At 66.9% G+C, this 20,692-nt stretch carries 20 protein-coding genes; 9 read left to right on the top strand and 11 right to left on the bottom strand.

Annotated elements, in window-relative coordinates; all coding sequences use genetic code 11:
• Positions 1 to 108: 108 nt before the first annotated feature.
• Both J2808_RS08560 and J2808_RS08555 read left to right on the top strand, forming a co-directional pair.
• Positions 109 to 2,067 carry a dynamin family protein gene (locus J2808_RS08560; RefSeq protein ID WP_309814637.1) on the top strand — a complete coding sequence of 653 codons (1,959 nt, stop codon included), beginning with the start codon at positions 109 to 111 and terminating at the stop codon, positions 2,065 to 2,067.
• Positions 2,064 to 3,557: a dynamin family protein gene (locus tag J2808_RS08555; protein WP_309814634.1), complete on the top strand. Its 1,494-nt coding sequence runs from the start codon at positions 2,064 to 2,066 to the stop codon at positions 3,555 to 3,557. The genes J2808_RS08560 and J2808_RS08555 overlap by 4 nt, the downstream gene beginning before the upstream one ends.
• Before the next feature lie 88 nt (positions 3,558 to 3,645).
• On the opposite strand, the gene J2808_RS08550 is transcribed toward J2808_RS08555, so the two are convergent.
• Entirely contained in the window at positions 3,646 to 4,215 is a 570-nt protein-coding gene (locus J2808_RS08550; protein WP_309814631.1) for a hypothetical protein, read from the bottom strand.
• Between the two features lie 5 nt (positions 4,216 to 4,220).
• Complete coding sequence (locus J2808_RS08545) at positions 4,221 to 4,622, bottom strand: PLD nuclease N-terminal domain-containing protein (protein ID WP_309814629.1); 402 nt, start codon at positions 4,620 to 4,622, stop codon at positions 4,221 to 4,223.
• A gap of 60 nt (positions 4,623 to 4,682) precedes the next feature.
• Here J2808_RS08545 and J2808_RS08540 point away from each other — a divergent pair, with 60 nt between their 5' ends.
• A complete protein-coding gene (locus J2808_RS08540; RefSeq protein WP_309814625.1) occupies positions 4,683 to 4,994 on the top strand; it encodes a DUF4229 domain-containing protein in 312 nt (103 codons plus the stop codon).
• Here J2808_RS08540 and J2808_RS08535 read toward each other — a convergent pair.
• From J2808_RS08535 to J2808_RS08515, 5 genes are all read right to left on the bottom strand, one after another.
• On the bottom strand, positions 4,991 to 5,872 hold the full coding sequence (locus J2808_RS08535) for a 1,4-dihydroxy-2-naphthoate polyprenyltransferase (protein ID WP_309814623.1): 882 nt from the start codon (positions 5,870 to 5,872) through the stop codon (positions 4,991 to 4,993). The two genes, J2808_RS08540 and J2808_RS08535, sit on opposite strands and share 4 nt — an antisense overlap.
• An 80-nt stretch (positions 5,873 to 5,952) precedes the next feature.
• Positions 5,953 to 7,128, bottom strand: a complete 1,176-nt coding sequence (locus J2808_RS08530; protein WP_309814621.1) for an AMP-binding protein — start codon at positions 7,126 to 7,128, stop codon at positions 5,953 to 5,955.
• A gap of 13 nt (positions 7,129 to 7,141) precedes the next feature.
• Positions 7,142 to 8,131 carry a 1,4-dihydroxy-2-naphthoyl-CoA synthase gene (locus J2808_RS08525; protein WP_309814618.1) on the bottom strand — a complete coding sequence of 330 codons (990 nt, stop codon included), beginning with the start codon at positions 8,129 to 8,131 and terminating at the stop codon, positions 7,142 to 7,144.
• Between the two features lie 21 nt (positions 8,132 to 8,152).
• The gene (locus J2808_RS08520; RefSeq protein WP_309814615.1) at positions 8,153 to 8,593 is read right to left on the bottom strand and encodes a VOC family protein; all 441 of its coding nucleotides are present in this window, start codon (positions 8,591 to 8,593) and stop codon (positions 8,153 to 8,155) included.
• A gap of 76 nt (positions 8,594 to 8,669) precedes the next feature.
• Positions 8,670 to 9,431, bottom strand: a complete 762-nt coding sequence (locus J2808_RS08515) for a CPBP family intramembrane glutamic endopeptidase (protein WP_309814612.1) — start codon at positions 9,429 to 9,431, stop codon at positions 8,670 to 8,672.
• A 92-nt stretch (positions 9,432 to 9,523) separates the two neighbouring features.
• Here J2808_RS08515 and J2808_RS08510 point away from each other — a divergent pair, with 92 nt between their 5' ends.
• From J2808_RS08510 to J2808_RS08500, 3 genes are read left to right on the top strand one after another with little or no spacing between them, the layout of a single operon-like run.
• The gene (locus tag J2808_RS08510) at positions 9,524 to 10,543 is read left to right on the top strand and encodes a metal ABC transporter substrate-binding protein (protein ID WP_309814610.1); all 1,020 of its coding nucleotides are present in this window, start codon (positions 9,524 to 9,526) and stop codon (positions 10,541 to 10,543) included.
• Positions 10,540 to 11,382 carry a metal ABC transporter ATP-binding protein gene (locus J2808_RS08505; protein WP_309814608.1) on the top strand — a complete coding sequence of 281 codons (843 nt, stop codon included), beginning with the start codon at positions 10,540 to 10,542 and terminating at the stop codon, positions 11,380 to 11,382. Before J2808_RS08510 ends, J2808_RS08505 begins: the two co-directional genes overlap by 4 nt.
• A 3-nt stretch (positions 11,383 to 11,385) precedes the next feature.
• A complete protein-coding gene (locus J2808_RS08500) occupies positions 11,386 to 12,255 on the top strand; it encodes a metal ABC transporter permease (RefSeq protein ID WP_309814605.1) in 870 nt (289 codons plus the stop codon).
• Positions 12,256 to 12,338: 83 nt separating this feature from the next.
• On the opposite strand, the gene J2808_RS08495 is transcribed toward J2808_RS08500, so the two are convergent.
• From J2808_RS08495 to J2808_RS08480, 4 genes are all read right to left on the bottom strand, one after another.
• A complete protein-coding gene (locus J2808_RS08495) occupies positions 12,339 to 13,127 on the bottom strand; it encodes an ABC transporter permease (RefSeq protein WP_309814602.1) in 789 nt (262 codons plus the stop codon).
• Positions 13,124 to 14,068: an ATP-binding cassette domain-containing protein gene (locus J2808_RS08490; RefSeq protein WP_309814598.1), complete on the bottom strand. Its 945-nt coding sequence runs from the start codon at positions 14,066 to 14,068 to the stop codon at positions 13,124 to 13,126. Before J2808_RS08490 ends, J2808_RS08495 begins: the two co-directional genes overlap by 4 nt.
• A 62-nt stretch (positions 14,069 to 14,130) precedes the next feature.
• Positions 14,131 to 14,994, bottom strand: coding sequence for a DUF4097 family beta strand repeat-containing protein (locus J2808_RS08485; RefSeq protein ID WP_309814595.1), 864 nt, complete (start codon positions 14,992 to 14,994; stop codon positions 14,131 to 14,133).
• Positions 14,994 to 15,509 (bottom strand): histidine kinase, encoded by a 516-nt coding sequence (locus J2808_RS08480; protein WP_309814592.1) that lies wholly within the window; start codon positions 15,507 to 15,509, stop codon positions 14,994 to 14,996. The genes J2808_RS08485 and J2808_RS08480 overlap by 1 nt, the downstream gene beginning before the upstream one ends.
• A gap of 301 nt (positions 15,510 to 15,810) precedes the next feature.
• On the opposite strand from J2808_RS08480, the gene J2808_RS08475 reads away from it, so the two are divergent.
• The 3 genes from J2808_RS08475 to nirB all read left to right on the top strand — a co-directional run bounded on the left by J2808_RS08475 (position 15,811) and on the right by nirB (position 20,691).
• Positions 15,811 to 17,574: an ABC-F family ATP-binding cassette domain-containing protein gene (locus J2808_RS08475; protein WP_309814589.1), complete on the top strand. Its 1,764-nt coding sequence runs from the start codon at positions 15,811 to 15,813 to the stop codon at positions 17,572 to 17,574.
• A 253-nt stretch (positions 17,575 to 17,827) separates the two neighbouring features.
• Positions 17,828 to 18,175, top strand: a complete 348-nt coding sequence (locus tag J2808_RS08470; protein ID WP_309814586.1) for a molybdopterin oxidoreductase — start codon at positions 17,828 to 17,830, stop codon at positions 18,173 to 18,175.
• The gene (nirB, locus tag J2808_RS08465) at positions 18,175 to 20,691 is read left to right on the top strand and encodes a nitrite reductase large subunit NirB (protein WP_309814583.1); all 2,517 of its coding nucleotides are present in this window, start codon (positions 18,175 to 18,177) and stop codon (positions 20,689 to 20,691) included. Before J2808_RS08470 ends, nirB begins: the two co-directional genes overlap by 1 nt.
• The last annotated feature ends 1 nt before the right edge of the window (position 20,692 follow it).

Here is a 20,692-nt window from a genome sequence, read left to right as displayed (position 1 = left end):
CTCAGTCCCGGGTACACAGGCAGGCCCGGCCGGAGTCCAACCTCCTGCCGGGCACTTCCCGGCCACCCCAACGTCCCATTTTCGAGAGACTTGACCAAAGGACTGGTAATGGTTGAACCGCAGCGACCCGCGGGTCCGGCAACGACGGCAGACCCCGCAGCACCGGCGAGGGCATCGGCGCCGGCCACCTCGGCCCAACTCGTCAAACTGGTTGAGCAGGGCATCGAAATTGTCAGCGAAGGCGAGCGAGCCGACTTGCGGAAGCGCCTTGACCAGACCCTTCTCAGGTTGAAGGATCCCAGCATCCGCGTGATTGTGGTGGGCGAATTCAAGCAAGGCAAAAGCAAGCTCATCAACGCCCTGGTCAACGCGCCGGTCTGCCCGGTCGATGACGACATTGCCACTTCGGTGCCAACCGTCGTCCGGCACGGAGACCCGGCGTCGGCGTCCGTCCTCTTGCCGCGGGCAGAGAAGGACGCCAGCGAAGATGAGCAACTTGAGCGCCTTCCCATCAATATCGCTGACCTGGCTGCCTATGTCTCCGAACGCGGGAATCCCGGCAACGCCAAGAAGCTGGTGGCCGCGGAAGTCTTCCTGCCCCGCAAGGTCCTGGCCGGAGGCCTGACCGTTGTTGATTCGCCCGGCGTCGGCGGCCTGGGGTCAACCCATACGCTGACTACCCTGACGGCGCTGCCTACGGCAGATGCGATGCTGCTCGTCACGGATGCGTCCCAGGAATATACCGAGCCGGAGATCCGGTTCTTGAAGCAGGCCATGCGGATCACGCCGAGCGTGGTGGGTGTCTTGTCCAAGACGGACCTCTACCCGGAATGGCGCAGGGTGGCCGAGTTGGACCGCGGACACCTTTCCCAGGTGTCGCCGGACATTCCGCTGATCCCGGTATCCTCAGATCTCAGGCTCGAAGCCAGCCGGCTGCGGGACGGGGAACTGAACGACGAATCGGGCTTCCCCGCCCTGATCGGCCATCTCCGGAATGAAATTGTGGGGAAGGCAGAACGGATCCAGCGGCGCTCAGTGGGCCAGGATCTCCTCTCTGTCTCGGACAACCTTCGGCTGTCCCTGCAGTCGGAACTGGCGGCGCTGGAGGACCCTGCGGGCACCCCGGCCATGATCGCGGGCCTCGAGGCAGCGAAGGTGGAGGCCGATGACCTCCGCAAACGTTCCGCCCGCTGGCAGATCACGCTCAACGACGGCATCGGCGATTTGATTGCCGATATGGAGTACGACCTGCGGGACCGTCTGCGGCGGATCCAGCGCGATGCTGAAACGGCGATTGACCAGGGCGATCCGGGTCCCACCTGGACTGCATTCACCAAATGGCTGGAAGAGTGCACCGCAGCCGCCATCTCGGACACATTCGTCTGGACCAGCGAGCGGTCGCAATGGCTGGCATCGCAAGTGGCGGAGCACTTTTCGGAAGACGAGGTGGCGCTTCCCGTCCTGCGCGTCTCCGACACTGGGGACGCCCTGGATCCCGTGGACGACATGCCCGGCATGGATGACGGCCACATCAACCCGATGCAGAAGGTCCTGATCGGCATGCGGGGCTCCTACGGGGGCGTCCTGATGTTCGGCCTCCTGACGGGGCTCTTCGGCATGGCCCTGATCAATCCACTCTCCGTGGGGGCCGGGCTGCTGCTGGGACGCAAAGCCTACCGGGAGGACAAGGAAGCCAGGCTCAAGCGCCGGCAGGCAGAAGCCAAGGCGCTGGTCCGCCGCCAGTTGGACGATGTGGTCTTCCAGGTGGGCAAGCAGCTCAAGGACAGGCTTCGGCTGGTCCAGCGGTCCACCCGTGACCACTTCACCGAAATTGCCGAGATGCACCACCGCTCGCTCTCGGATTCCGTGTCGGCCGCGCAGAAGGCAGCCACCACGTACAAGCTGGAGAAGGACATGCGGATCCGGGACATCAAGGCCGGGCTCAAGCGCGTGGACGCCCTGCACCAGGCCGCCGAGGCCCTGGCAGGCAGCGAACCGCCGGCCAGGCCTGCTCATGGGCCCGCATCCACGCCTTTGCGGGCACCGGCGGTGGTGGCAGTCCGATGAAGGCGCCGACGGTCGCGGGAGTGTCCGACCTGATCAAGGAAGCCCTTGCCGTCTACCGCGATGATCCCGCTGCGGTGGCGGCTCTTGAAGGGTACGCCGCGAGGCTGGCCGAACCCCTGCGGATCGCCGTCGCAGGAATGGTGAAAGCTGGAAAATCAACCCTGCTGAACGCCATCATCGGAGAAGAGATCGCCCCCACGGACACCGGCGAATGCACGCGGATCGTCACGTGGTACCGGTTCGCCCATACACCCCGCATCACGCTCCATTCCGTGGCAGGCGGATCCCGTCTGCTGCCCCTGAAGCGGGCCAACGGGCGGCTCGTGTTTGATCTGGGCAGGGACCGGGCGGAGGACGTCGAACGGCTGGTCGTGGAGTGGCCGTCGGAGAGCCTGCGGAATGTCACCCTGATCGACACCCCGGGCATCGCGTCCTTGTCCGAGGATGTGTCTGCCCGCTCCGTCAGTTTCCTCACGCCAGCAGACTCACCCTCCGAAGCGGACGCGGTTGTCTACCTGATGCGGCACATGCACGCCGCCGATCTGCGGTTCCTGGAGTCCTTCAAGGACACCGAAGCGGGCCGCTCCGGCACCGTCAACGCCTTGGCAGTGCTGTCCCGGGCCGACGAAATTGGCGCAGGACGGATCGATTCCCTGCTTTCGGCGGGGGACATCGCCGAGCGGTACCGTCGGGACCCCAGCCTGCGCAAGCTGGCATTGGGGGTGGTCCCGGTGGCAGGTCTGCTGGCCCAGAGTGCCCGGAGCATGCGCCAGTCCGACTATGAATCGCTGGCACTCCTTTCCGCCATGGACCGGCCGGACCGGGAACGGCTGCTGCTATCCGCGGACAGGTTCCTGCGGGCCGCCGTCCCGGAAGGCCTCACCGCCGAGGCAAGGGAGCAGCTGCTGGCGCGGTTCGGGCTGTTTGGGATCCGGTTGGGGGTTGTGCTGATCCGGGCCGGCTTCACGGACCCCACACCGCTGGCGCACGAGCTTGCCCGGCGCAGCGGGCTGGACCCGCTGCTGACCATGCTCGAGGGACAGTTTCATGCCCGCGCTGATGCCCTCAAGGCCCGCACCGCCCTGGTGGGCGTGGAATCCCTGCTCCGCAGCTCACCACGGGCAGGAGCCGGACATCTGGCCGCGGCCCTGGAACGACTCCAGATTAATGCGCACGAGTTCCGGGAACTGCGCCTGCTGGCCGCGCTGCGGACAACGGGCGTCACGCTCAGGCACGAGCTGGCTGCAGAGGCGGAGCGGATTATTGGCGGCGAGGGTGTGGCAGCGCACGCGCGGCTGGGTCTGCAGACGGAGGCATCCACTGAAGAGATCAGCGCCGAGGCCCACCGGATCCTTCACCGGTGGCGGCTGGTGTCTGAGAATCCACTGACGGACCGGTCGGCTTTGGACGCCTGCCGCGTGGTGGTGCGCAGCTGTGAAGGCGTCCTGGCTGAGGCTGCCGGGCTGCATTTGCACTGGCAACCTGCGTGACGGCGGGTTCCAACGGCGGGCCCCACGGAAGCCGCACCTACTAACGCGCCGGGGTGAAGCCCTGTGGCCCGTCCCGCCGCGACTTGAACTACCTGCCTGCTGACGGCATCAGCAGCGCCAGCCAGCCGACGAAGGCCAGGAGCAACTGGGCGCCCCAGAGGATTAAAACGTAGCTGCCGGCGTCGCCCTCGGGAACGAGGAAAACTGACGTCACGGCCATCGCCGCCACCTGGACTGCCAGTAGCGGAAGCATCAGCCAGCGGGCCCAGCCACGGCGTCCGGAGACAGCGGACAGCAGGGCCGCCTGGAGCACGATCAGCAGCAGCAGGAGGCTGAGGCTGCCCCAGAAAACGACCGCGGTGGACGTGGTCACAGCATCGGCATTCCCGCCCGGGGCCATTTGGTCCACTACGGTGCGGAGCCGGTCCAGGTGGGAATCGCGGGTGAGGAAGGACCCGACAATGACGGCCAGTCCGGCAGCGAAGCCGGACAGCCAGAAAGCCCGGGCCACCCTGACGCTGCTGGGTGTTGGCGGAATAACCTCGATGGGCGCTGGGCGGGAGTAGGACAGGCCAGGCCGCGGCGGGGGAGGAGGGGGCGTGGCAGCCTCGGCGGAGCCAACTGGCAGTTGGGATTCTCCGTCGGGGTGCTGTGGCATAGGTCCTACTTCACGTCGCCAGTGTCACGGGTGTCCGCGTCTCCTGTGCTGTCCGGTCCGGCGCCGGCAGGACCGTCCTCGGCCTTTGCCTCCAGCTCATCCTTGAGCTTTTTGAGGCGGGCGGCTTCGGCTTGCTTCCGGCGGCGGACCTCCAGGTTCCGGAGAAAATCAGGATCATCATCCGGGGCGGTGGGACCGCTGTATGTCCGGCGGGCGGGAGCCGTGTTCCGGGGACGTCCGATCAGCAGCCACAGGATGGCGCCGATCACCGGGAGCACAATCATCACGATGATCCATGCCGGCTTGGAGATGCCCCGGGTCAGGCGGGCGTCAGTACGGATCACGTCCACCAATCCATACACAAAGATGACGAGTACTGCCACGGCCAGAGCCACACGGAAGAGCATGCCATTAAGTCTATCGTTCGCACGCCATCGGCGTTCAGGCGGGGCCGCTAAACTTGGATGGTGGCTTTCCTGAAATACTCCCTGATCCGGCTGGCGCTGTTTGCGCCGCTCTTTGTGTTGTTCATGTTCCTGCAGCTGGGGGCGCTGCTGTCCGTCGTCTGCGCGGCGCTGATCGCCTTCGCGGTCAGCTACCTGTTCTTCCAGAAGCAGCGCGACGACGCTGCCGCCGCCCTGCATGACCGGTTCACCGGCAAGACCAAGCCGGTGCGCAACGCCGGCGAGGCCGCCGACGCGGACGCCGAGGACAGCCTCACAGACGCCAACCCCGACGTCACCATCCGCAGCAGCACACCGAAGACTCCCGACGCCTAGATTCCGTGGCTGAGCACCAGTCCCAGTGAGAACAGCAGGCTGTAGCCGAGGTTGATCAGGCCGGTCTGCTTCAGCACGGGGATCAGGCTCTTGCGTTTGCGCCCGTTGATCATCAGCCAGGCGGGCATCAGGCAGGCCGGGATGAGGAGCAGGACAATCAGTATCCACGGCCTCCCGGGCGCAAGGATCACCACCAGCAGGATGGCCACGGCAAGCATCAGCACGTAGCTTTCGCGGGCGTGTTTGTCCCCCAGCCGCACGGCCAGGGTCTTCTTGCCGGCCTGCATGTCCGTGGGGATGTCGCGGACGTTGTTGGCCATCAGCAGGGCGCACGCAATCAGGCCGGTACCAATCGCGCCGATGACAGCAGGCAGGCTGACCTGCCCGGCCTGGGTGTAAGTTGTGCCGAGGGTTGCCACCAGGCCGAAGAAGACAAACACAAAGACGTCACCCAGGCCCATGTAGCCGTACGGGTTCTTGCCGCCGGTATAGCCCCAGGCGGCCATCACGCAGCCGATTCCCACCAGGATCAGCCACCAGCTCTGGGTGATCACCACCAGCGCCAGGCCGAACAGCATGGCCAGCGCGAACGTACCGAACGCCGCATACTTGACGTGCTCGGGCTTGGCCGCACCGGAGCCCACCAGCCGCAGCGGACCAACACGGTCCTCGTCGGTGCCGCGGACGCCGTCGGAGTAGTCGTTGGCGTAGTTCACCCCGACCTGCAGGAGGAGCGCCACCAGGGCGGCCAGCACGGCGTTCACGGGACGGAACGAATCCAGCTCGTAGGCCGCGGCGGTGCCGATCAGCACGGGTGCGATGGCGGCCGGCAAAGTGCGGAGGCGGGCGCCTTGGATCCATTGTGCGGCTGTGGCCACGGTGAGTACCTCGTTGGGTTGGGGAGAACGGTGAAACGGTTGCGCACAGGCCGCTGACGCGCCGCCGGTGCAGCTCTACTCTACTTTCCCTGGTGCAGGGAGTTGAGCCGCTCGATCATTGCCAGCCGGTCCGGCTTGCCGTTGGGAAGCATCAGCAGCTCCGGGGCGGCGAGCACTGTTTTCGGGGCCAGCAGGCCCAGCCGCTGGTGCCAGTCCTCTTCAAGCACGACGGCGTGATCCCCGGTGGGGGAGGCGACGTCGGCGCCGGCCAGCGCCACGTAGGCGGCCACGGCCTGGCCCCATTCAGCGGACGGGACACCGGCCACAAAAGCCGCTGCGACGCCGTCGGACTTTTCCAGCTCTTCCTGCACATGCGCGGCGGAGACCTTGAGGCCGCCGGTGATGATGACGTCGTCGGCGCGGCCCAGCACGGTGAGCCGGCCGTCCCCATCAAGGGCGCCGAGATCGTTGGTGCGGTACCAGCGGACGCCGTCTTCCTCATAGAACGTGTCCGTGCTTTCGGGCGCGTCGAGGTATCCGGCGGCCACGGTGTCGCCGCCCAGCAGGATCCGGCCGTCCTCGGCAATCCGGACCTCCACCCCGGTCAGCGGCACGCCGTTGTACACGCAGCCGCCGCAGGTTTCGGCGGAGCCATAGGTGGTGACGACCCGGAGCCCGGCCTCGCGGGCGGCCTCCAGGAGTCCGGCCGACGCCGGTGCCCCGCCCAGCAGGATGCCGTCGAAGCGGCGCAGCACGGCCAAGGTATCCGGCGAGGGCGAGTCCAGCAGGCGCTGCAGCTGGGTGGGCACCAGCGAGGTGAAGCGGATCTTGTCGGTCAGTTCCAGGGCGCCGGCCGTGAACGCGGCGGGCGTGAAGCCGCCGGACATGTCCATGACCCACGGCCGGGTGCCGGCGAACAGCGAACGCACCAGGACCTGCACACCTGCCACGTACTGCACCGGCAGGGCCAGCAGCCACTGGCCTTCGCCCTGGAGGGCCATCGCTGTGGCCATGGAGGAGGCCGCCAGCGCCTCGACGGTCAGGACCGTGGCCTTCGGCGCGCCCGTCGAGCCGGACGTGCGCACCACCGCCACGGCGTCGTCGCAGCCCGGGGTCTCGGTATGCCCCACCACCAGCTCGCCGTCAGGGCTGACGGACAGTTCGACGGCGGGTCCCTCACCGCGCAGGGCGGCGGCCAGGGCGGTGAGCGCCGGTTCGATATCCAGGGGGCCGATGTGCTGGCGTCCGATGTTCATGTGCCGTCCTGCCTTAGAAGTAGTGGGGGAAGCGGGACCAGTCCGGGTCGCGTTTCTCCAGGAAGGCTTCCTTGCCTTCCACCGCCTCGTCCGTCATGTAGGCCAGCCGGGTGGCTTCGCCGGCGAAGACCTGCTGGCCGGCCAGGCCGTCGTCGGCGAGGTTGAAGGCGAACTTGAGCATGCGGATGGCCTGGGGTGACTGGCGGGCGATGTCCGCGGCGTATTCCAGGGCCACTTCCTCGAGGCGTTCGTGGTCCACGGCCTCGTTCACCGCACCCATCCGGACCATGTCCTCGGCCGAGTACTCGCGGGCCAGGAAGAAGATTTCCCGGGCGGACTTCTGGCCGATCTGGCGGGCCAGCAGCGCGGAGCCGTAACCGGCGTCGAAACTTCCCACCGTGGCGTCCGTCTGCTTGAACTTGCCGTGCTGGCGGGACGCGATGGTCAGGTCCGAGACGACGTGTAGGGAGTGCCCGCCGCCGGCGGCCCAACCGTTCACGATGGCGATGACCACCTTGGGCATGGTGCGCATGAGCCGCTGGACTTCCAGGATGTGGAGGCGGCCGGCGCGGGCGGGGTCGATGGTTTCCTGGGTCTCGCCGTCGGCATAGCGGTAGCCGTCACGGCCGCGGATCCGCTGGTCCCCGCCGGAGCAGAAGCTGTGCCCGCCGTCCTTGGGGGAGGGGCCGTTGCCGGTGAGCAGGACGGTGGCGACGTCAGGGGTCATGCGGGCGTGGTCCATGGCACGGTACAGCTCGTCCACGGTGCCGGGGCGGAACGCATTCCGGACTTCGGGGCGGTTGAACGCGATCCGGACGGTGGGCAGGTCCCTGGTTTCCGTTTCAGTCCCCGTTGTTGAGCCCGTCCCGGTGGTCGAGCTTGTCGAGACCCGCTCAACCTGCCGGTGGTAGGTCATGTCCTGGAAATCTTCGAAGCCGGAGACGGTGCGCCAGCGGGTGGGGTCAAAGACGTCGGACACCTTGGCGGGAATTTGGTTGCTCACCGGACAAGTCTAGTAATCGGCTCAGCTGATGCAGAACTCGTTGCCCTCCGGATCGGCCATGGTGTGCCATTCGTGCGGGCCTTCGTTGGCGGTCCAGAGAAAGGTGGCCCCGCGGGCTTCCAGTTGCTTCCTGACTTCTTCCTTGTCCCGCCCGTCCAGCCGGACGTCCCAGTGGACGCGGTTCTTGACGGTCTTTCCTTCCGGGACCGCCTGGAACAGGACACGGTGGGCAGGTGCGGCTGCCTCGAGTTCCTCCACCGGCCGGATGGCCTGTCCTGTCCGCCACACGAGTTTGCCATGGTGGGTGAGGGTTTCCGCCTCCGTGGCGTAGCCTTGGCTGATCATGGAGCGGATGAACCCCTCGTCCTGCGGCTCCACGGCCCAGTCCAGGGTCTCCGCCCACCAGTCAGCGAGCTCGTGCGGGTTCTTGCTGTCCACCACGATCTGGATCTTCAGTCCCATCCCCTCAACCTACGCGCGGCGGCGGGCTGATGGATAGGTTATACAGCCCCCTCATGCGACCCCGCGTTGCAGTGAGTCAGGGCTGGACCTGCTGGAGTTGCTCGAAGAGCTCCGGCGGGATGGCGTAGATGAACACCACGGCCAGAAGGTTCTTCGCCGCGTGCACAAAGTAGGCGAACATCAGGTTCTTGCCGGTCCACATATACACAAACACCAAGGTGGCGCCCATGGCCAGGTAGGGCAGCAGCGCCGGAAGGGTGATCGCTTCCTGGCCCACGATGTGGAGGGCGGCGAACAGCACCACGGACAGGGCGCAGCACAGCCAGATGTTGAGCCGGCGGCTGAGCTTGCCGATCAGCAGGTGCCGGAAGATGTACTCCTCCACAAACGGGCCCACAATGACCACCACGGGCACCATGAGCCAGGCGGGGACCTGCTGCATCAGCTCCTGCAGTCCGGCCTGGTTCGCGGACGTCTGTACGCCGCCCGCCGCCGTGACCACGATGGCGGTGAGGATCATCATGCCTATCACCGCGGCAGGGATCATCATGAGCGTGAACCACGGGCGGGTGGCCAGCACCCGGAGGTCCCTGGCCACGACCCGGCGGGCGGCGATCACGGCCAGGATCCCGACGGACCCATAGAAGAGCAGATTCACTCCGTACGACGCCGCGGCTGGGCTGGGTGCCAGTTGCCGCAGGAACGGGGCGAGCAGTTCACCGGCGACGGCGAAGAGTCCAGCTGCGGCCACGTACAGGCCGACAGCGGTGAAATCGAGGGCGGAAATCCGGTACAGCTCCGGCTGCGGAGCGGGTGGTCGCCGGTGTGTTGTGGCCATGGGTTCAGCCTATCGCCCGCTACCCAGTTGGGAGCGAGGAGCGGGCAGCGTCACATTGCGGGGCCAGTTCGGCGTCCCGTAGAATATTCGGTATGCCTAACTTTCTGTTTCGGTGCGCCAAAGTAGCCGCCCGGACCCTCACGCCGCGAACCGCAGCGTCCCGCGCTGCCGGTGCCGCCGCCGTCGTCCTCCTGTCCCTCACCCTTTCTGCCTGCGGGGGTGACGCCTCGGGCAACGGAGACAGCGAGAAGCCCGTGGTGCTGACCACCTTCACGGTCCTGGCTGACGTGGCGCGGAACGTTGCGGGCGACAAGCTCACGGTGGAGTCCATCACCAAGGCGGGCGCGGAAATCCACGGCTACGAACCGACCCCCGGCGATATCCGCAAGGCCTCCAAGGCGGACCTCATCCTGGATAACGGCTTGAACCTCGAAGCGTGGTTCGGGCAGTTCGTGGAGGGTCTGGACGTGCCGCATGCCGTGGTCAGCGACGGTGTGGAGGTCATGTCCATCAGCGAGGACTCCTACCAGGGCAAACCGAACCCGCACGCCTGGATGTCGCCGGTGAACGTCCAGATCTATGTGGACAACATGGTGAAGGCCTTCAGCGCACTGGACCCGGACAACGCCGCGGCATTCCAGGCCAACGGTGACGCCTACAAGGCCGAGCTGCAGGCTGTGCAGGACGAGATGAAAGCCAGCCTGGCCGGCGTGCCGGAGAAGCAGCGCGCCCTGGTGACCTGCGAGGGCGCCTTCTCCTACCTGGCCCGCGACGCCGGGCTCCGCGAGGTCTACATCTGGGCCGTCAACGCCGAGCAGCAGGCCACGCCGCAGCAGATCACCCGCGCCATCGAGTATGTCAGGACCAACCGGGTCCCCGCCGTCTTCTGTGAATCCACAGTGTCGGACGCCCCCATGCAGCAGGTGGTCGGGGCCACGGGGACGAAGTTCGGCGGCGTCCTCTACGTCGACTCGCTGTCCGAGGCGGACGGTCCCGTGCCCACTTACCTCGACCTGATCAGGCACGACGCCGACCTCATCACCAAAGCGCTGACCGGCACCTCGGCAAGCGCCACCGCAAGCGCCTCCACTTCAGGACAGGCAAAGTCATGAACGCCCCCGCCATCCTCGTCGAAAACGTCACCGTCCACTACGGCGAGGTGCTGGCGCTCGATTCCGCCTCCCTCACCCTGGACGCCGCCCGGATCTGCGGCCTGATCGGCATGAACGGCTCGGGAAAATCCACCCTGTTCAAGGTGATCATGGGCATGATCAAGCCCGACGCCGGCCGCGTCCTGATCGGCGGACAGTCACCCGCCAAGGCACGCAAGGAGGGCGGGATCGGCTACGTGCCGCAGAGCGAGGACGTGGACTGGCAGTTCCCGCTGTCCGTCCGTGACGTGGTGATGATGGGCCGCTACGGGCACCAGGGCTTCACCCGCCGCCCGTCCAAGGCCGACCGTGCCGCCGTCGATGAGGCGCTGGACCGGGTGGAACTGTCCGAGTTTGCAGGCCGGCAGATCGGCCAGCTGTCCGGCGGCCAGAAGAAGCGGGCATTCGTGGCCCGCGGCATCGCCCAGGGCGCAACCATGATGCTCCTGGACGAGCCGTTCGCCGGTGTGGACAAGCGCTCGGAAGCCACCATCACCCGGCTGCTGCGCGAACTCGCCTCGGACGGCTGCACCATCCTGATCTCCACCCACGATCTGCACGCCCTCCCCGAACTGTGCGACGAAGCCGTGCTCCTGATGCGCCGCGTCCTGATGCACGGCGCCCCGGAATTGGTCCTGCAGCCGGAAAACCTGGCCATGGCGTTCGGCCTGGACGTGCTGAACCGGGACCTTCCAGAAGAGCCCGGCCACAGGCACCGCCCTACGCGGTCCGAGGCCCATGCGCATGCCCCTGCGCCGCCCGCCCCTGCCCACGCCGCCGGCCACGAGAGCGAGCGCTGAGCCATGGAATTCCTGCTTGAGCCCCTGAGCTACGACTTTATGGTCCGCGCCATCATCACCACCGCCCTCGCGGCCGTCGTCTGTGCCGTGCTCAGTTGCTGGCTGGTGCTGATCGGCTGGTCCCTGATGGGCGACGCCGTCTCCCATGCCGTGCTGCCGGGCGTGGTGCTCGCCTACATTGTGGGGGCACCCTTCGCACTCGGCGCACTGGTCTTCGCGCTGATCGCCGTCACCCTGATTGGGGTGGTCCGCAACACCAGCCGGGTGAAGGAGGACGCCGCGATCGGCATTGTGTTCACCTCGCTGTTTGCCCTGGGCCTGGTGCTGATCTCCGTCACCCCCAGCCAGACGGACCTGAACCACATCATCTTCGGCAACCTCCTGGGCGTCAGCATCCCGGACCTGATCCAGGTGCTGGTCCTCGGCGTCGTGGCCTTTGCCATCCTGATCCTGAAGCGCCGCGATCTCACTCTGTACGCCTTTGACCCCACGCACGCCCATGCGATCGGACTTTCGCCAAAGCGGTTGGGGGCGCTGCTCCTGGGACTGCTTGCGCTGACGTCCGTGGTGGCGCTGCAGACCGTCGGTGTGGTCCTGGTGGTGGCCATGCTCATCATCCCCGGCGCCACGGCCTACCTGCTGACCGACCGTTTCTCCCGCATGCTGGTGATTGCCCCGGTGGTCTCGGCCGTCTGCTCCATCGCCGGCATCTACTTCAGCTACTACCTGGACACCGCCTCCGGCGCCATGGTGGTGCTCACCCAAGGCGCCGTGTTCGCCGTCGTCTATCTGTTCAGCCCGCGGCAGGGGCTGATCGGAACGCGCCTGGCGAAGGCCCGCCGCAAGAAGGCAGCCGCACTACAGGTCGCGTAACCAAGCGTCCACAGCAACGCGGGGTCACTCAATGCCCAATCCGAGGGGAAAATCGGGCATTAAGTGACCCCGCGTTGCTTTTGTCAGGCCCGGACGGACCTGCGGTTGTAGAGCCACAGCGCCCACGCATACCCGGCCACGCTGAGGACGGCGCACCAGATCACGGTGGCGAGCATCGTGCCGGCTTCAACCGTGGTCCCCATCAGCAGCCCGCGCACCGCCTCAATGAACGGCGTGAACGGCTGCACATCGGCGAACCAGCGCAGGACGTCCGGCATGGAATCGGTGGGCACGAACCCACTGCCCAGGAACGGCAGCAGCAGGAAGATCATGGGCTGGTTGCTGGCCGTTTCGATGCTCTTGGCGTTCATGCCCATGGCCACGGACAGCCACGTCACGGAAAAGGCGATGAGCGTCAGCACGCCCAAGGCTCCGAGCCATCCCGCCGGCGAACCGGTGGGCCGGAAGCCGATCAGCACGGCCACGACGGCCACCAGCAGCATGGCGGCCATGGTCTGGATGAGGCTGCCCAGGACGTGGCCCGTGAGAACGGCGCCCCTCGATATCGACATGGTGCGGAAACGGGCCACGATGCCCTCCGTCATGTCCGTGGCCACCGAGATTGCGGTGCCCGTGGCGCTCCCGGTGAGGGTCAGCATCAGGACGCCCGGCACGATGTACGCGAGGTAGTCATCCCGCGTGCCGCCCAGCCCCGAACCCAGCGTCCCGCCGAGCACGTACACAAAAAGCAGCAGGAAGACGATCGGCGTCCCCGCCACGAACAGCGGGATCGAGGGGTAGCGGACCACATGCTTCAGGTTCCGGCGCAGCATGGTGGTCGAATCGCTGACTGCATAGCCGAGGGTGCTCATCGTACGTTCTCCTTCTGGCTGGTGAGGGCGAGGAAGACGTCATCCAGGTTCGGTGTGTGGACGGACAGGTCGCTGACGTCGATGGCCGCGCCCTCCAGGCGGTCCAGCACGTCCTTCAGGGACCGGACGCCGTCGTCGCCGGAGACATCCAGGGTGAGGGTGTCGTCGTCGCGGGCTTCAGGACCGAGGACGACGGCGGCGCGCTCCAGCGCGGCCAGGTCACCGAAGGTGAGGCGGATGTGCCCGCCGGGCACCAGCCGCTTCAGCTCGGCCGGCGTGCCCTCGGCAACGATCCGGCCCTGGTCCAGCACGGCGATTTTGTCCGCAAGCTGGTCGGCTTCGTCGAGGTACTGGGTGGTCAGGAAGATGGTGACGCCGCGGGAAACAAGGCGGCGGATGATCTCCCACATGGTGCGGCGGCTGCGCGGATCCAGGCCCGTTGTTGGCTCGTCCAGGAAGATGATCCCCGGATCACCCATCAGCGTCATGGCGAGGTCGAGCCGCCGCCGCATGCCGCCTGAGTAAGTGACCAGCGGTTTCCGGGCAGCCTCCACGAGATCGAACTTCTCCAGGAGATCTGCCGTGCGCCGCTTGACCTCGGCCGGCGGCAGGTGGTGGAGCCTGCCCATCAGCGCCAGGTTTTCCTCGCCGGTGAGAAGGCCGTCCACCGCCGAGAACTGCCCGGTGAGGCCGATCCTGCCGCGTACCTCATCGACCTGGCGTACGACGTCGAAACCTCCCACCGCGGCGTCCCCGCCATCGGCGCGGATCAGGGTGGAGAGAATGTGCACAATGGTGGTCTTGCCGGCGCCGTTGGGACCGAGGAGAGCGAAGACCGTTCCCGCCGGAACGGTGAGGTTAACGCCGTCGAGGACCTGGTTGCTGCCGTATGCCTTGCGTAAACCGGCGGCCGTGATCGCCGCGGATGCCGTGGTTGCCATGGCTCTTCCTTTGCTTACTGGGGTGGATCCTGAGTGGGATGGATTTCTATCTGGTTGGTTCTCTACCTGGTGGGGACGGGGGAGCGGCGCACGGTGATGTCGCCGTAGGCGCTGCGGGCACGGATCTCCACTTTGGCGTCCGCCTCTCCGGGCCCGGTGGTGGCGTCCAGTCCATTGCGGACGCGGCCGTACTTCGTGCTGAGGTCCAGCCACGCGGCGCTTCCTTCGCGGACGCCGATGGCCAGCGAGCCCGCTGCGGTCTGAAGGGTGAGGGTCCCGCGGCTGACCTCGCCCACCGTGATGTCGCCGTTGGAGGCCTTGATGGTTGTGGTTGCGCCGGCGCGCTCAAGGGCCACGTCTCCGTTGGCGGCGCTGACCCGCAGCTCGCCTGCCGTGTCCACAATGTGCGTGCTGCCATTGCCGTTCTTGATGCTGGCAACCCCGTCGATCTCCCGGATCCGGATCTTGCCTGAGCCGGTCTTGACCTCGGCCCGGCCCGCCACGCGTTCCACTGTCACATCGCCCATGCCGCTGTGGGCCCGGAGGCCCGTGCAATGGTCGATGCGGATGTGGCCCATGTCGGTCTTCAGGTCGGCCGAGCTGAACTCGCCCTCGCAGTGGAGGTCACCCATGCCGGACTTCAGCTCCAGGCTGCAGCCGATGGGCACGTCCACAGTGATGTCCACTGCCCCGCCGTCGCCAAACCAGCTGTAGCGGCGCAGGGGATGCAGCCTGACCTGCAGGCGTCCCTCTACATAGTCCACGGTGGTCTGCTCGGCCGCTTTGACGTCGAGGGCGCGGGTGGCATCGCGGGGCTGCACATTGACCACCGTGTCCTCGCGGTTGGCCGCGACGACCCGGATGTCGGCGCGGACAGAAACGTCCACGACGACGGCGATTGGCTGGGGTGTCTGGAAGGTGTTCATTAGTGGGCCCATCCTGTGAAGGTCTGCTCGCCGGGGTCCCGGCGTGCTGAGCGTTGTGTTGAGTTGCGGCCGGTGAGGGCATCGGCCACTGCCCGGATCAGCCAGGAGTTTACGGAGAGCCCTTCGAGGCCCGCGGCCTCTTCAACCTGCTGCTTGAGGTGATCCGGAAGCCGGAGCGTTGTCCGGGAGGAGCTGGCGCCGTCGAACTCTTCTGGGGCCTGGCGCGCGTGCTGACTGGACCCCGCTGTTACTGCTTCGAAGTCGCTGGCGGCGGGCGGATTAGTGACCACGAACTCGGGATCGCGGCCCCGCAGCCGGACCTCCACCGATGCCGGCGCGAGCTCGAGGGTCATCTCGCTGGCGGCGTCGGAGAGGGCTTCGAGCAGTACCAGGCGGAGACTGGATTCGAGGGCCGGGGTAAGGCGCTCGCTGAGGGCCAGGGCGTCCTGCCCTCCAGCTGCGGCGGCTACGTCCAGCTGGTGCTGGACGGCTGTGACGTACTGATTGAGTTGCATGACACCACTATGACGTCAATATGGTGTCATTGCAATACTTTCTTGTGGATAGTGGTGTCGCCGATGGTGTCGATAGTCGTGTTGAGGGGTCAAACGCCACTAAAGGGCTGGGGTATTGCTGCGTCGCCGTCGCCATTGTTGACTGACGGGCTTCCCCACGGCAGGCTGGACCGATGAAGTCCTAAGCAGCAGCCCGGCCACGCCGGACAGTTCCCCCAAATCCAAGGCCGCCGTCGAGCATCACCTGATCCATCCGGGTCAGCTCCGGCCGCCACACTGCAGCAAATTACAAGGACTTTCCGTGACCGAACACCTCAGCCTTTCAGCCGTCTCCCATGGCTACGGCGACCGCCAGCTGCTTGACGCCATCCACCTGGTCATCACGGCCGGCGAGCATGTGGCAATCGTGGGCGAAAACGGCGCCGGCAAATCCACGCTGCTCCGGCTCATGGCCGGGCTTGAAGCTCCCAACGAAGGCTCGGTAGCCAGCCAAGGCCGGGTAGGCTACCTCGCCCAGACCCATGGCCTGCCGGAATCCTTCACCGTGGGCGCCGCCATCGACGCTTCGCTTGCCTCGCTCCGGGCCCTCGAGGCCGAACTGGACCGGCTGGAGGCAGGCCTGGCCGACGCCGAGGACGACGAACTCGAAACCTACGGCCGGTTGCAGACCGAGTACCAGCTGCGCGAGGGGTACGCTGCGGAGTCCAGGGTGGAGGCCGCACTGGACCGGCTGGGGCTGGGCGGCCTGGACCGGAACCGGGTCCTGGGCTCACTCTCCGGCGGCGAACAGGAACGCGTGGCGTTGGCCTGCGTCCTGGCCGATCCGGCGGACATCCTGCTCCTGGACGAACCCACCAACCACCTGGACGCGCGGGGAACTGCCTGGCTGGAGGACCGGCTGGCGGCCCACCGCGGCACCGTAGTGGTGGTCTCCCACGACCGTGTGCTGCTCCGCAAAGTGGCCAGCACGATCATTGAGGTGGACGCCGAACGCCTCGCGGTGACCCGCTACGGCAACGGCTATGACGGCTACCTCCGCGAGAAGGCCGCCGAACGCCAGCGCTGGGTCCAGCAGTACCACGCCTGGATTGACGCGATGGAGGCCGAGCAGCGGCAGGCTGACACCGTGACCGACAGGATGGGGTACGCCCGCAAGCGCGACGGCGACAAGATGGGCTTCGATTTCAAGGCCGGCACCTGGCAAAAGGCGGCCACCAGCAAAGTCCGCAATGCCCAGGAACGCCTCCGCCGCCTGGAAGCCAGTCCGGTGGACCGCCCGCCGGTGCCGCTGCGGCTTAACGCGGAACTGGCCGTGGACGCGGGGGCTCTGGAAGCTGGGTCCGCTGCCGGGTCCGCCGGTCCCGGTCCGGGGGCCACGGGTCAACGGGCGGTGGATCCCGGTGCCCTGGATCCGGGTTCCGCTGGCTGGCACGCGTCAGCAGTCCTCTCGGCCCGCGGCGTGAGTGTCCCCGGCCGCCTGCGCTCCACGGATTTCGAAGCTTGGGCCGGCGAGAAAATCCTCATCACCGGCCCCAACGGTGCCGGCAAGTCGACGCTGCTCTCCGTGCTCGCCGGCACCCTGGAGCCGGCCGAGGGGAGCGTGGCCCGGCCGGCGCGCATCGGCTATCTCCAGCAGGAGCTCGAACTGCCGGAGCGTCCCTCCCTCCGCCTGCTGCCGGCCTTCGTGGCAGGCCTGGGCGGCAACATCGATGAGCACGCCGAGGCCCTCCTGCGCCTCGGACTGTTCCGAACCAGCGAGTTCCACGTCCCCGTTGGCAGCCTGTCCGCGGGCCAGCAGCGCAGGCTCGCGCTGGCCCGGCTCCTGCTGGGCGGCTATGGCACCCTGATCGTCGATGAACCGACCAACCACCTGGCGCCCGTGCTGGTGGAACAGCTGGAAGAGGCGCTCGCGGATTTCACCGGGACACTCGTGATGGTGAGCCATGACCGAGCCCTCCGGGACTGGTTTGCCCGCTGTGCCAAGAAGAGCGAAAAGTCGCGGACGGACGAGGCAGGACGCTGGATCCGGTACTCCATGGACAAGGGCGTGCTGGCCCGGGCCTAAGCCCGGGGGACCCCGGGCGAACGTAACCAAATTGCGTAACTTTTAGCCATGCTGCTCGCGGACTTCCCCGGGTTTCCGGGGTTTGCCGCCGTGAGGACAGGCAAAAGTTACGCATTTCCGCCAGTCCTGGACGCCGCCCCGAAGCTGGTGAGGTTTGCGTAAGCGAAAAGTTACGCACTGACCGGCGGGCGGAAACATCGGCGGCGGAAGATGGGCACATGCCAGTCTTTCCGCCGGCCGAAAGGATCTGTCCGTGATCACCAAGAACCTTTTCCTACAGGGCATCTTCCCCTTCGAGGGCACCGGTCTGGAGAAGCCCGTCCTCATCCACAGCGGGCTGTCGCATTACGTTCCGGACGGCATCATCAACCAGACGCTCTACTTCCGGGGCGGCAATTCCAGCAGTGAACTCATAACGGTGGTGCTCATGCGGAACGGCGTGCCCATGCGCTACTTCCCCATCGGCGCCAAGAGCGAGGTCCACGTGCCGCTGCGGGTGGTTGAGGACATCGACGGCGGCTCGGTGGTTGAGCTCCATGTCGCTGCTCCGGACGGGGTGTCGGGGTTCGTTGTGGTGGACCTGGGCATGGTGGAGCACTGATGACCAGCGTGCTGGACCGCCCGCAGGGCAGGCACCTGGGCGGCACGCCCCGCCGTCGGCTGGTGGTAGTGGGCAACGGGATGGCAGGCGCCCGCGCTGTGGAGGAGATCCTCGCCAGGGGCGGCGCGGACCAGTTCACCATCACCATGTTCGGCGACGAGCCCTACGGCAACTACAACCGGATCATGCTCAGCCATGTCCTCTCCGGTGAGGAAAGTGACGCCGACATCTTCCTGAACGCCCTCTCCTGGTACCGCGAGAACAGCATCACCCTGCACGCCGGGGTCCGCGTTGACCGGATCGACAAGGCCACCAAGCACGTGTTCTCCAACGACGGCAGGGTCACGCCGTACGACACGCTCATCATCGCCACCGGCAGCCGTTCCCACATGCCGCCGATGGACGGCCTCTACACGCCGGGCGGGTCCGTGAAACACGGGATCTTCGGCTTCCGCACCATCGATGACACGCGCAGGATGGTCCAGCATGCGCAGCAGGACCACCACCGGCGGGCGGTGGTGATCGGCGGCGGCCTCCTGGGCCTCGAGGCGGCCTACGGACTGAAAAGCCACGGGATCGACGTGGAGGTGGTGCACTCGGGCGGGCATCTTATGAATGCGCAGATGGCGTCCGACGGCGGCGCGGTGCTGCGGAGGAGCGTGGAGGCGCTGGGCATCGGGGTGCATACGTCCAGCCGCACCACGGCCGTCCTTGGCACCGACCGGGTTTCCGGCGTCAGCCTCCGGGACCGGGAGGACATCGCCTGCGACATGGTGGTGGTGGCCGCCGGGATCCGGCCCAACGTGGACCTGGCCGTGCTCAGCGGGCTGCCGGTGGAGCGGGCCATCGTGGTGGATGACCGGCTGATGGTCCAGGACGAAGACGACATCTTTGCGGTGGGGGAGTGCGTCCAGCACCGCGGCGAGGTGTACGGCCTGGTGGCGCCGCTGTGGGAACAGGCCGTGGTGCTCGCCAACCATGTGACCGGCGCCGACACGTCCTCGGCCTACCTCGGCTCCCGGACCGCCACCAAGCTCAAGGTGGCCGGCGTGGACGTCGCCTCCATGGGGCTCCACGGCCCGGAACTCGACACGGACGAGCACATTGTCTTCTCCGAGCCGAGCCGCGGCGTTTTCAAGTCCATCGTGATCCGCGACAACAAAATGGTGGGTGCCACGCTGCTGGGCGACAGCCGGAAGGTGGCCTATCTGACCCAGGCCTACGACCGCGGGCTGCCCCTGCCGGAGGAGCGGATCGCGCTGATGTTCGACGTCGGCGGGCCGGGTGAGGACGTGGGCGTGGCCGAGCTCGACGACGGCGCGCAGGTCTGCAACTGCAACGGCGTTTCGAAAGGGGCGCTCGTGGCCGCCGTGAAGGGCGGCTGCTCCACGGTTTCCGGTGCCATGGACGCCACCCGGGCCGGCAAGGGCTGCGGCTCCTGCAAACTCCTGGTCAAGCAGGTGGTGGAGTGGGCGGCGGACGGCGCAGTGGAGGAGGACCCGGCCGCCAGTTACTACGTTCCCGGGATTCCGCTGGACAAGCCGGCCCTGATGGCCGCCATCCGCAAACAGGGTCTGCGCTCCGTGTCCCAGGTGTTCGCGGCTTTGGCCCCCGGCAGTGCCGAGGACGCCAGATCGAAGATGGGCCTCGCCTCACTGCTGAAGATGATGCTCGCGGACCAATACATCGACGAACGCGATGCCCGCTTCATCAACGACCGCGTGCACGCCAACATCCAGCGTGACGGCACGTTCTCCGTGGTGCCGCAGATGAAGGGCGGCGTCACGTCGGTGCAGCAGCTGCGCCGGATTGCCGACGTCGCCGAGAAGCACCAGGTACCGCTGATCAAGCTGACCGGCGGGCAGAGGATCGACCTGCTGGGGATCCCCAAAGAGGACCTCCCGCAGGTCTGGGCTGACCTGGACATGCCCTCCGGCTACGCGTACGGCAAGAGCTTCCGCACCGTGAAAACGTGTGTGGGCAAAGACTTCTGCCGGTACGGCACCGGCGATTCCACCAAGCTGGGCATCGAGATCGAGTCCCGGTTCCAGGGGATCGAGTCGCCCGCCAAGCTGAAGCTGGCCGTGTCCGGGTGCCCGCGGAACTGTGCGGAGTCGCTGGTCAAGGACGTGGGTGTGGTGGCCGTGGAGGGCGGCCGCTGGGAACTGTATGTCGGTGGTGCGGCGGGTGCCCATATCCGCAAGGGCGACCTGCTGGCCACGGTGGACGACCCCCAGGACGTCAAGCTCCTGACCGGCCGCTTTATGCAGTACTACCGGGAGCAGGCCAACTGGCTGGAACGGACCTACGCCTTTGTGCCGCGGGTGGGCATCGAGCACCTCCGCGCGGTCATCGTGGACGATTCCGAAGGCATCGCTGGACGGCTGGACGCGGCCATGCAGGCTTCGGTGGACAGCTATGTGGATCCGTGGAGCGAACGCGATGACCCACTCACCCCGGGCCAGTTCCGGACCTCCCTGCCACTGACCGTCCTCCCTCAGGTGCCGGTCCGATGAG

The sequence above is a fragment of the Pseudarthrobacter sulfonivorans genome (assembly GCF_031454915.1).
Classification (GTDB): domain Bacteria; phylum Actinomycetota; class Actinomycetes; order Actinomycetales; family Micrococcaceae; genus Arthrobacter; species Arthrobacter sulfonivorans_C.
The sequence above is the reverse complement of the archived record's forward strand: the minus strand, read 5'-3'. Positions and strand labels throughout refer to the sequence as shown.

What these genes read in the sequence shown, in the direction of transcription:
- J2808_RS08545 (WP_309814629.1), bottom strand. Translation starts at nt 4,622, where the DNA reads ATGCTCTTCCGTGTGGCTCTGGCCGTGGCAGTACTCGTCATCTTTGTG.
- J2808_RS08550 (WP_309814631.1), bottom strand. Translation starts at nt 4,215, where the DNA reads ATGCCACAGCACCCCGACGGAGAATCCCAACTGCCAGTTGGCTCCGCC.
- J2808_RS08560 (WP_309814637.1), top strand. Translation starts at nt 109, where the DNA reads ATGGTTGAACCGCAGCGACCCGCGGGTCCGGCAACGACGGCAGACCCC.
- J2808_RS08520 (WP_309814615.1), bottom strand. Translation starts at nt 8,593, where the DNA reads ATGGGACTGAAGATCCAGATCGTGGTGGACAGCAAGAACCCGCACGAG.
- nirB (WP_309814583.1), top strand. Translation starts at nt 18,175, where the DNA reads ATGACCAGCGTGCTGGACCGCCCGCAGGGCAGGCACCTGGGCGGCACG.
- J2808_RS08505 (WP_309814608.1), top strand. Translation starts at nt 10,540, where the DNA reads ATGAACGCCCCCGCCATCCTCGTCGAAAACGTCACCGTCCACTACGGC.
- J2808_RS08530 (WP_309814621.1), bottom strand. Translation starts at nt 7,128, where the DNA reads ATGAACATCGGACGCCAGCACATCGGCCCCCTGGATATCGAACCGGCG.
- J2808_RS08480 (WP_309814592.1), bottom strand. Translation starts at nt 15,509, where the DNA reads ATGCAACTCAATCAGTACGTCACAGCCGTCCAGCACCAGCTGGACGTA.
- J2808_RS08495 (WP_309814602.1), bottom strand. Translation starts at nt 13,127, where the DNA reads ATGAGCACCCTCGGCTATGCAGTCAGCGATTCGACCACCATGCTGCGC.
- J2808_RS08510 (WP_309814610.1), top strand. Translation starts at nt 9,524, where the DNA reads ATGCCTAACTTTCTGTTTCGGTGCGCCAAAGTAGCCGCCCGGACCCTC.
- J2808_RS08500 (WP_309814605.1), top strand. Translation starts at nt 11,386, where the DNA reads ATGGAATTCCTGCTTGAGCCCCTGAGCTACGACTTTATGGTCCGCGCC.
- J2808_RS08490 (WP_309814598.1), bottom strand. Translation starts at nt 14,068, where the DNA reads ATGGCAACCACGGCATCCGCGGCGATCACGGCCGCCGGTTTACGCAAG.
- J2808_RS08485 (WP_309814595.1), bottom strand. Translation starts at nt 14,994, where the DNA reads ATGAACACCTTCCAGACACCCCAGCCAATCGCCGTCGTCGTGGACGTT.
- J2808_RS08515 (WP_309814612.1), bottom strand. Translation starts at nt 9,431, where the DNA reads ATGGCCACAACACACCGGCGACCACCCGCTCCGCAGCCGGAGCTGTAC.
- J2808_RS08555 (WP_309814634.1), top strand. Translation starts at nt 2,064, where the DNA reads ATGAAGGCGCCGACGGTCGCGGGAGTGTCCGACCTGATCAAGGAAGCC.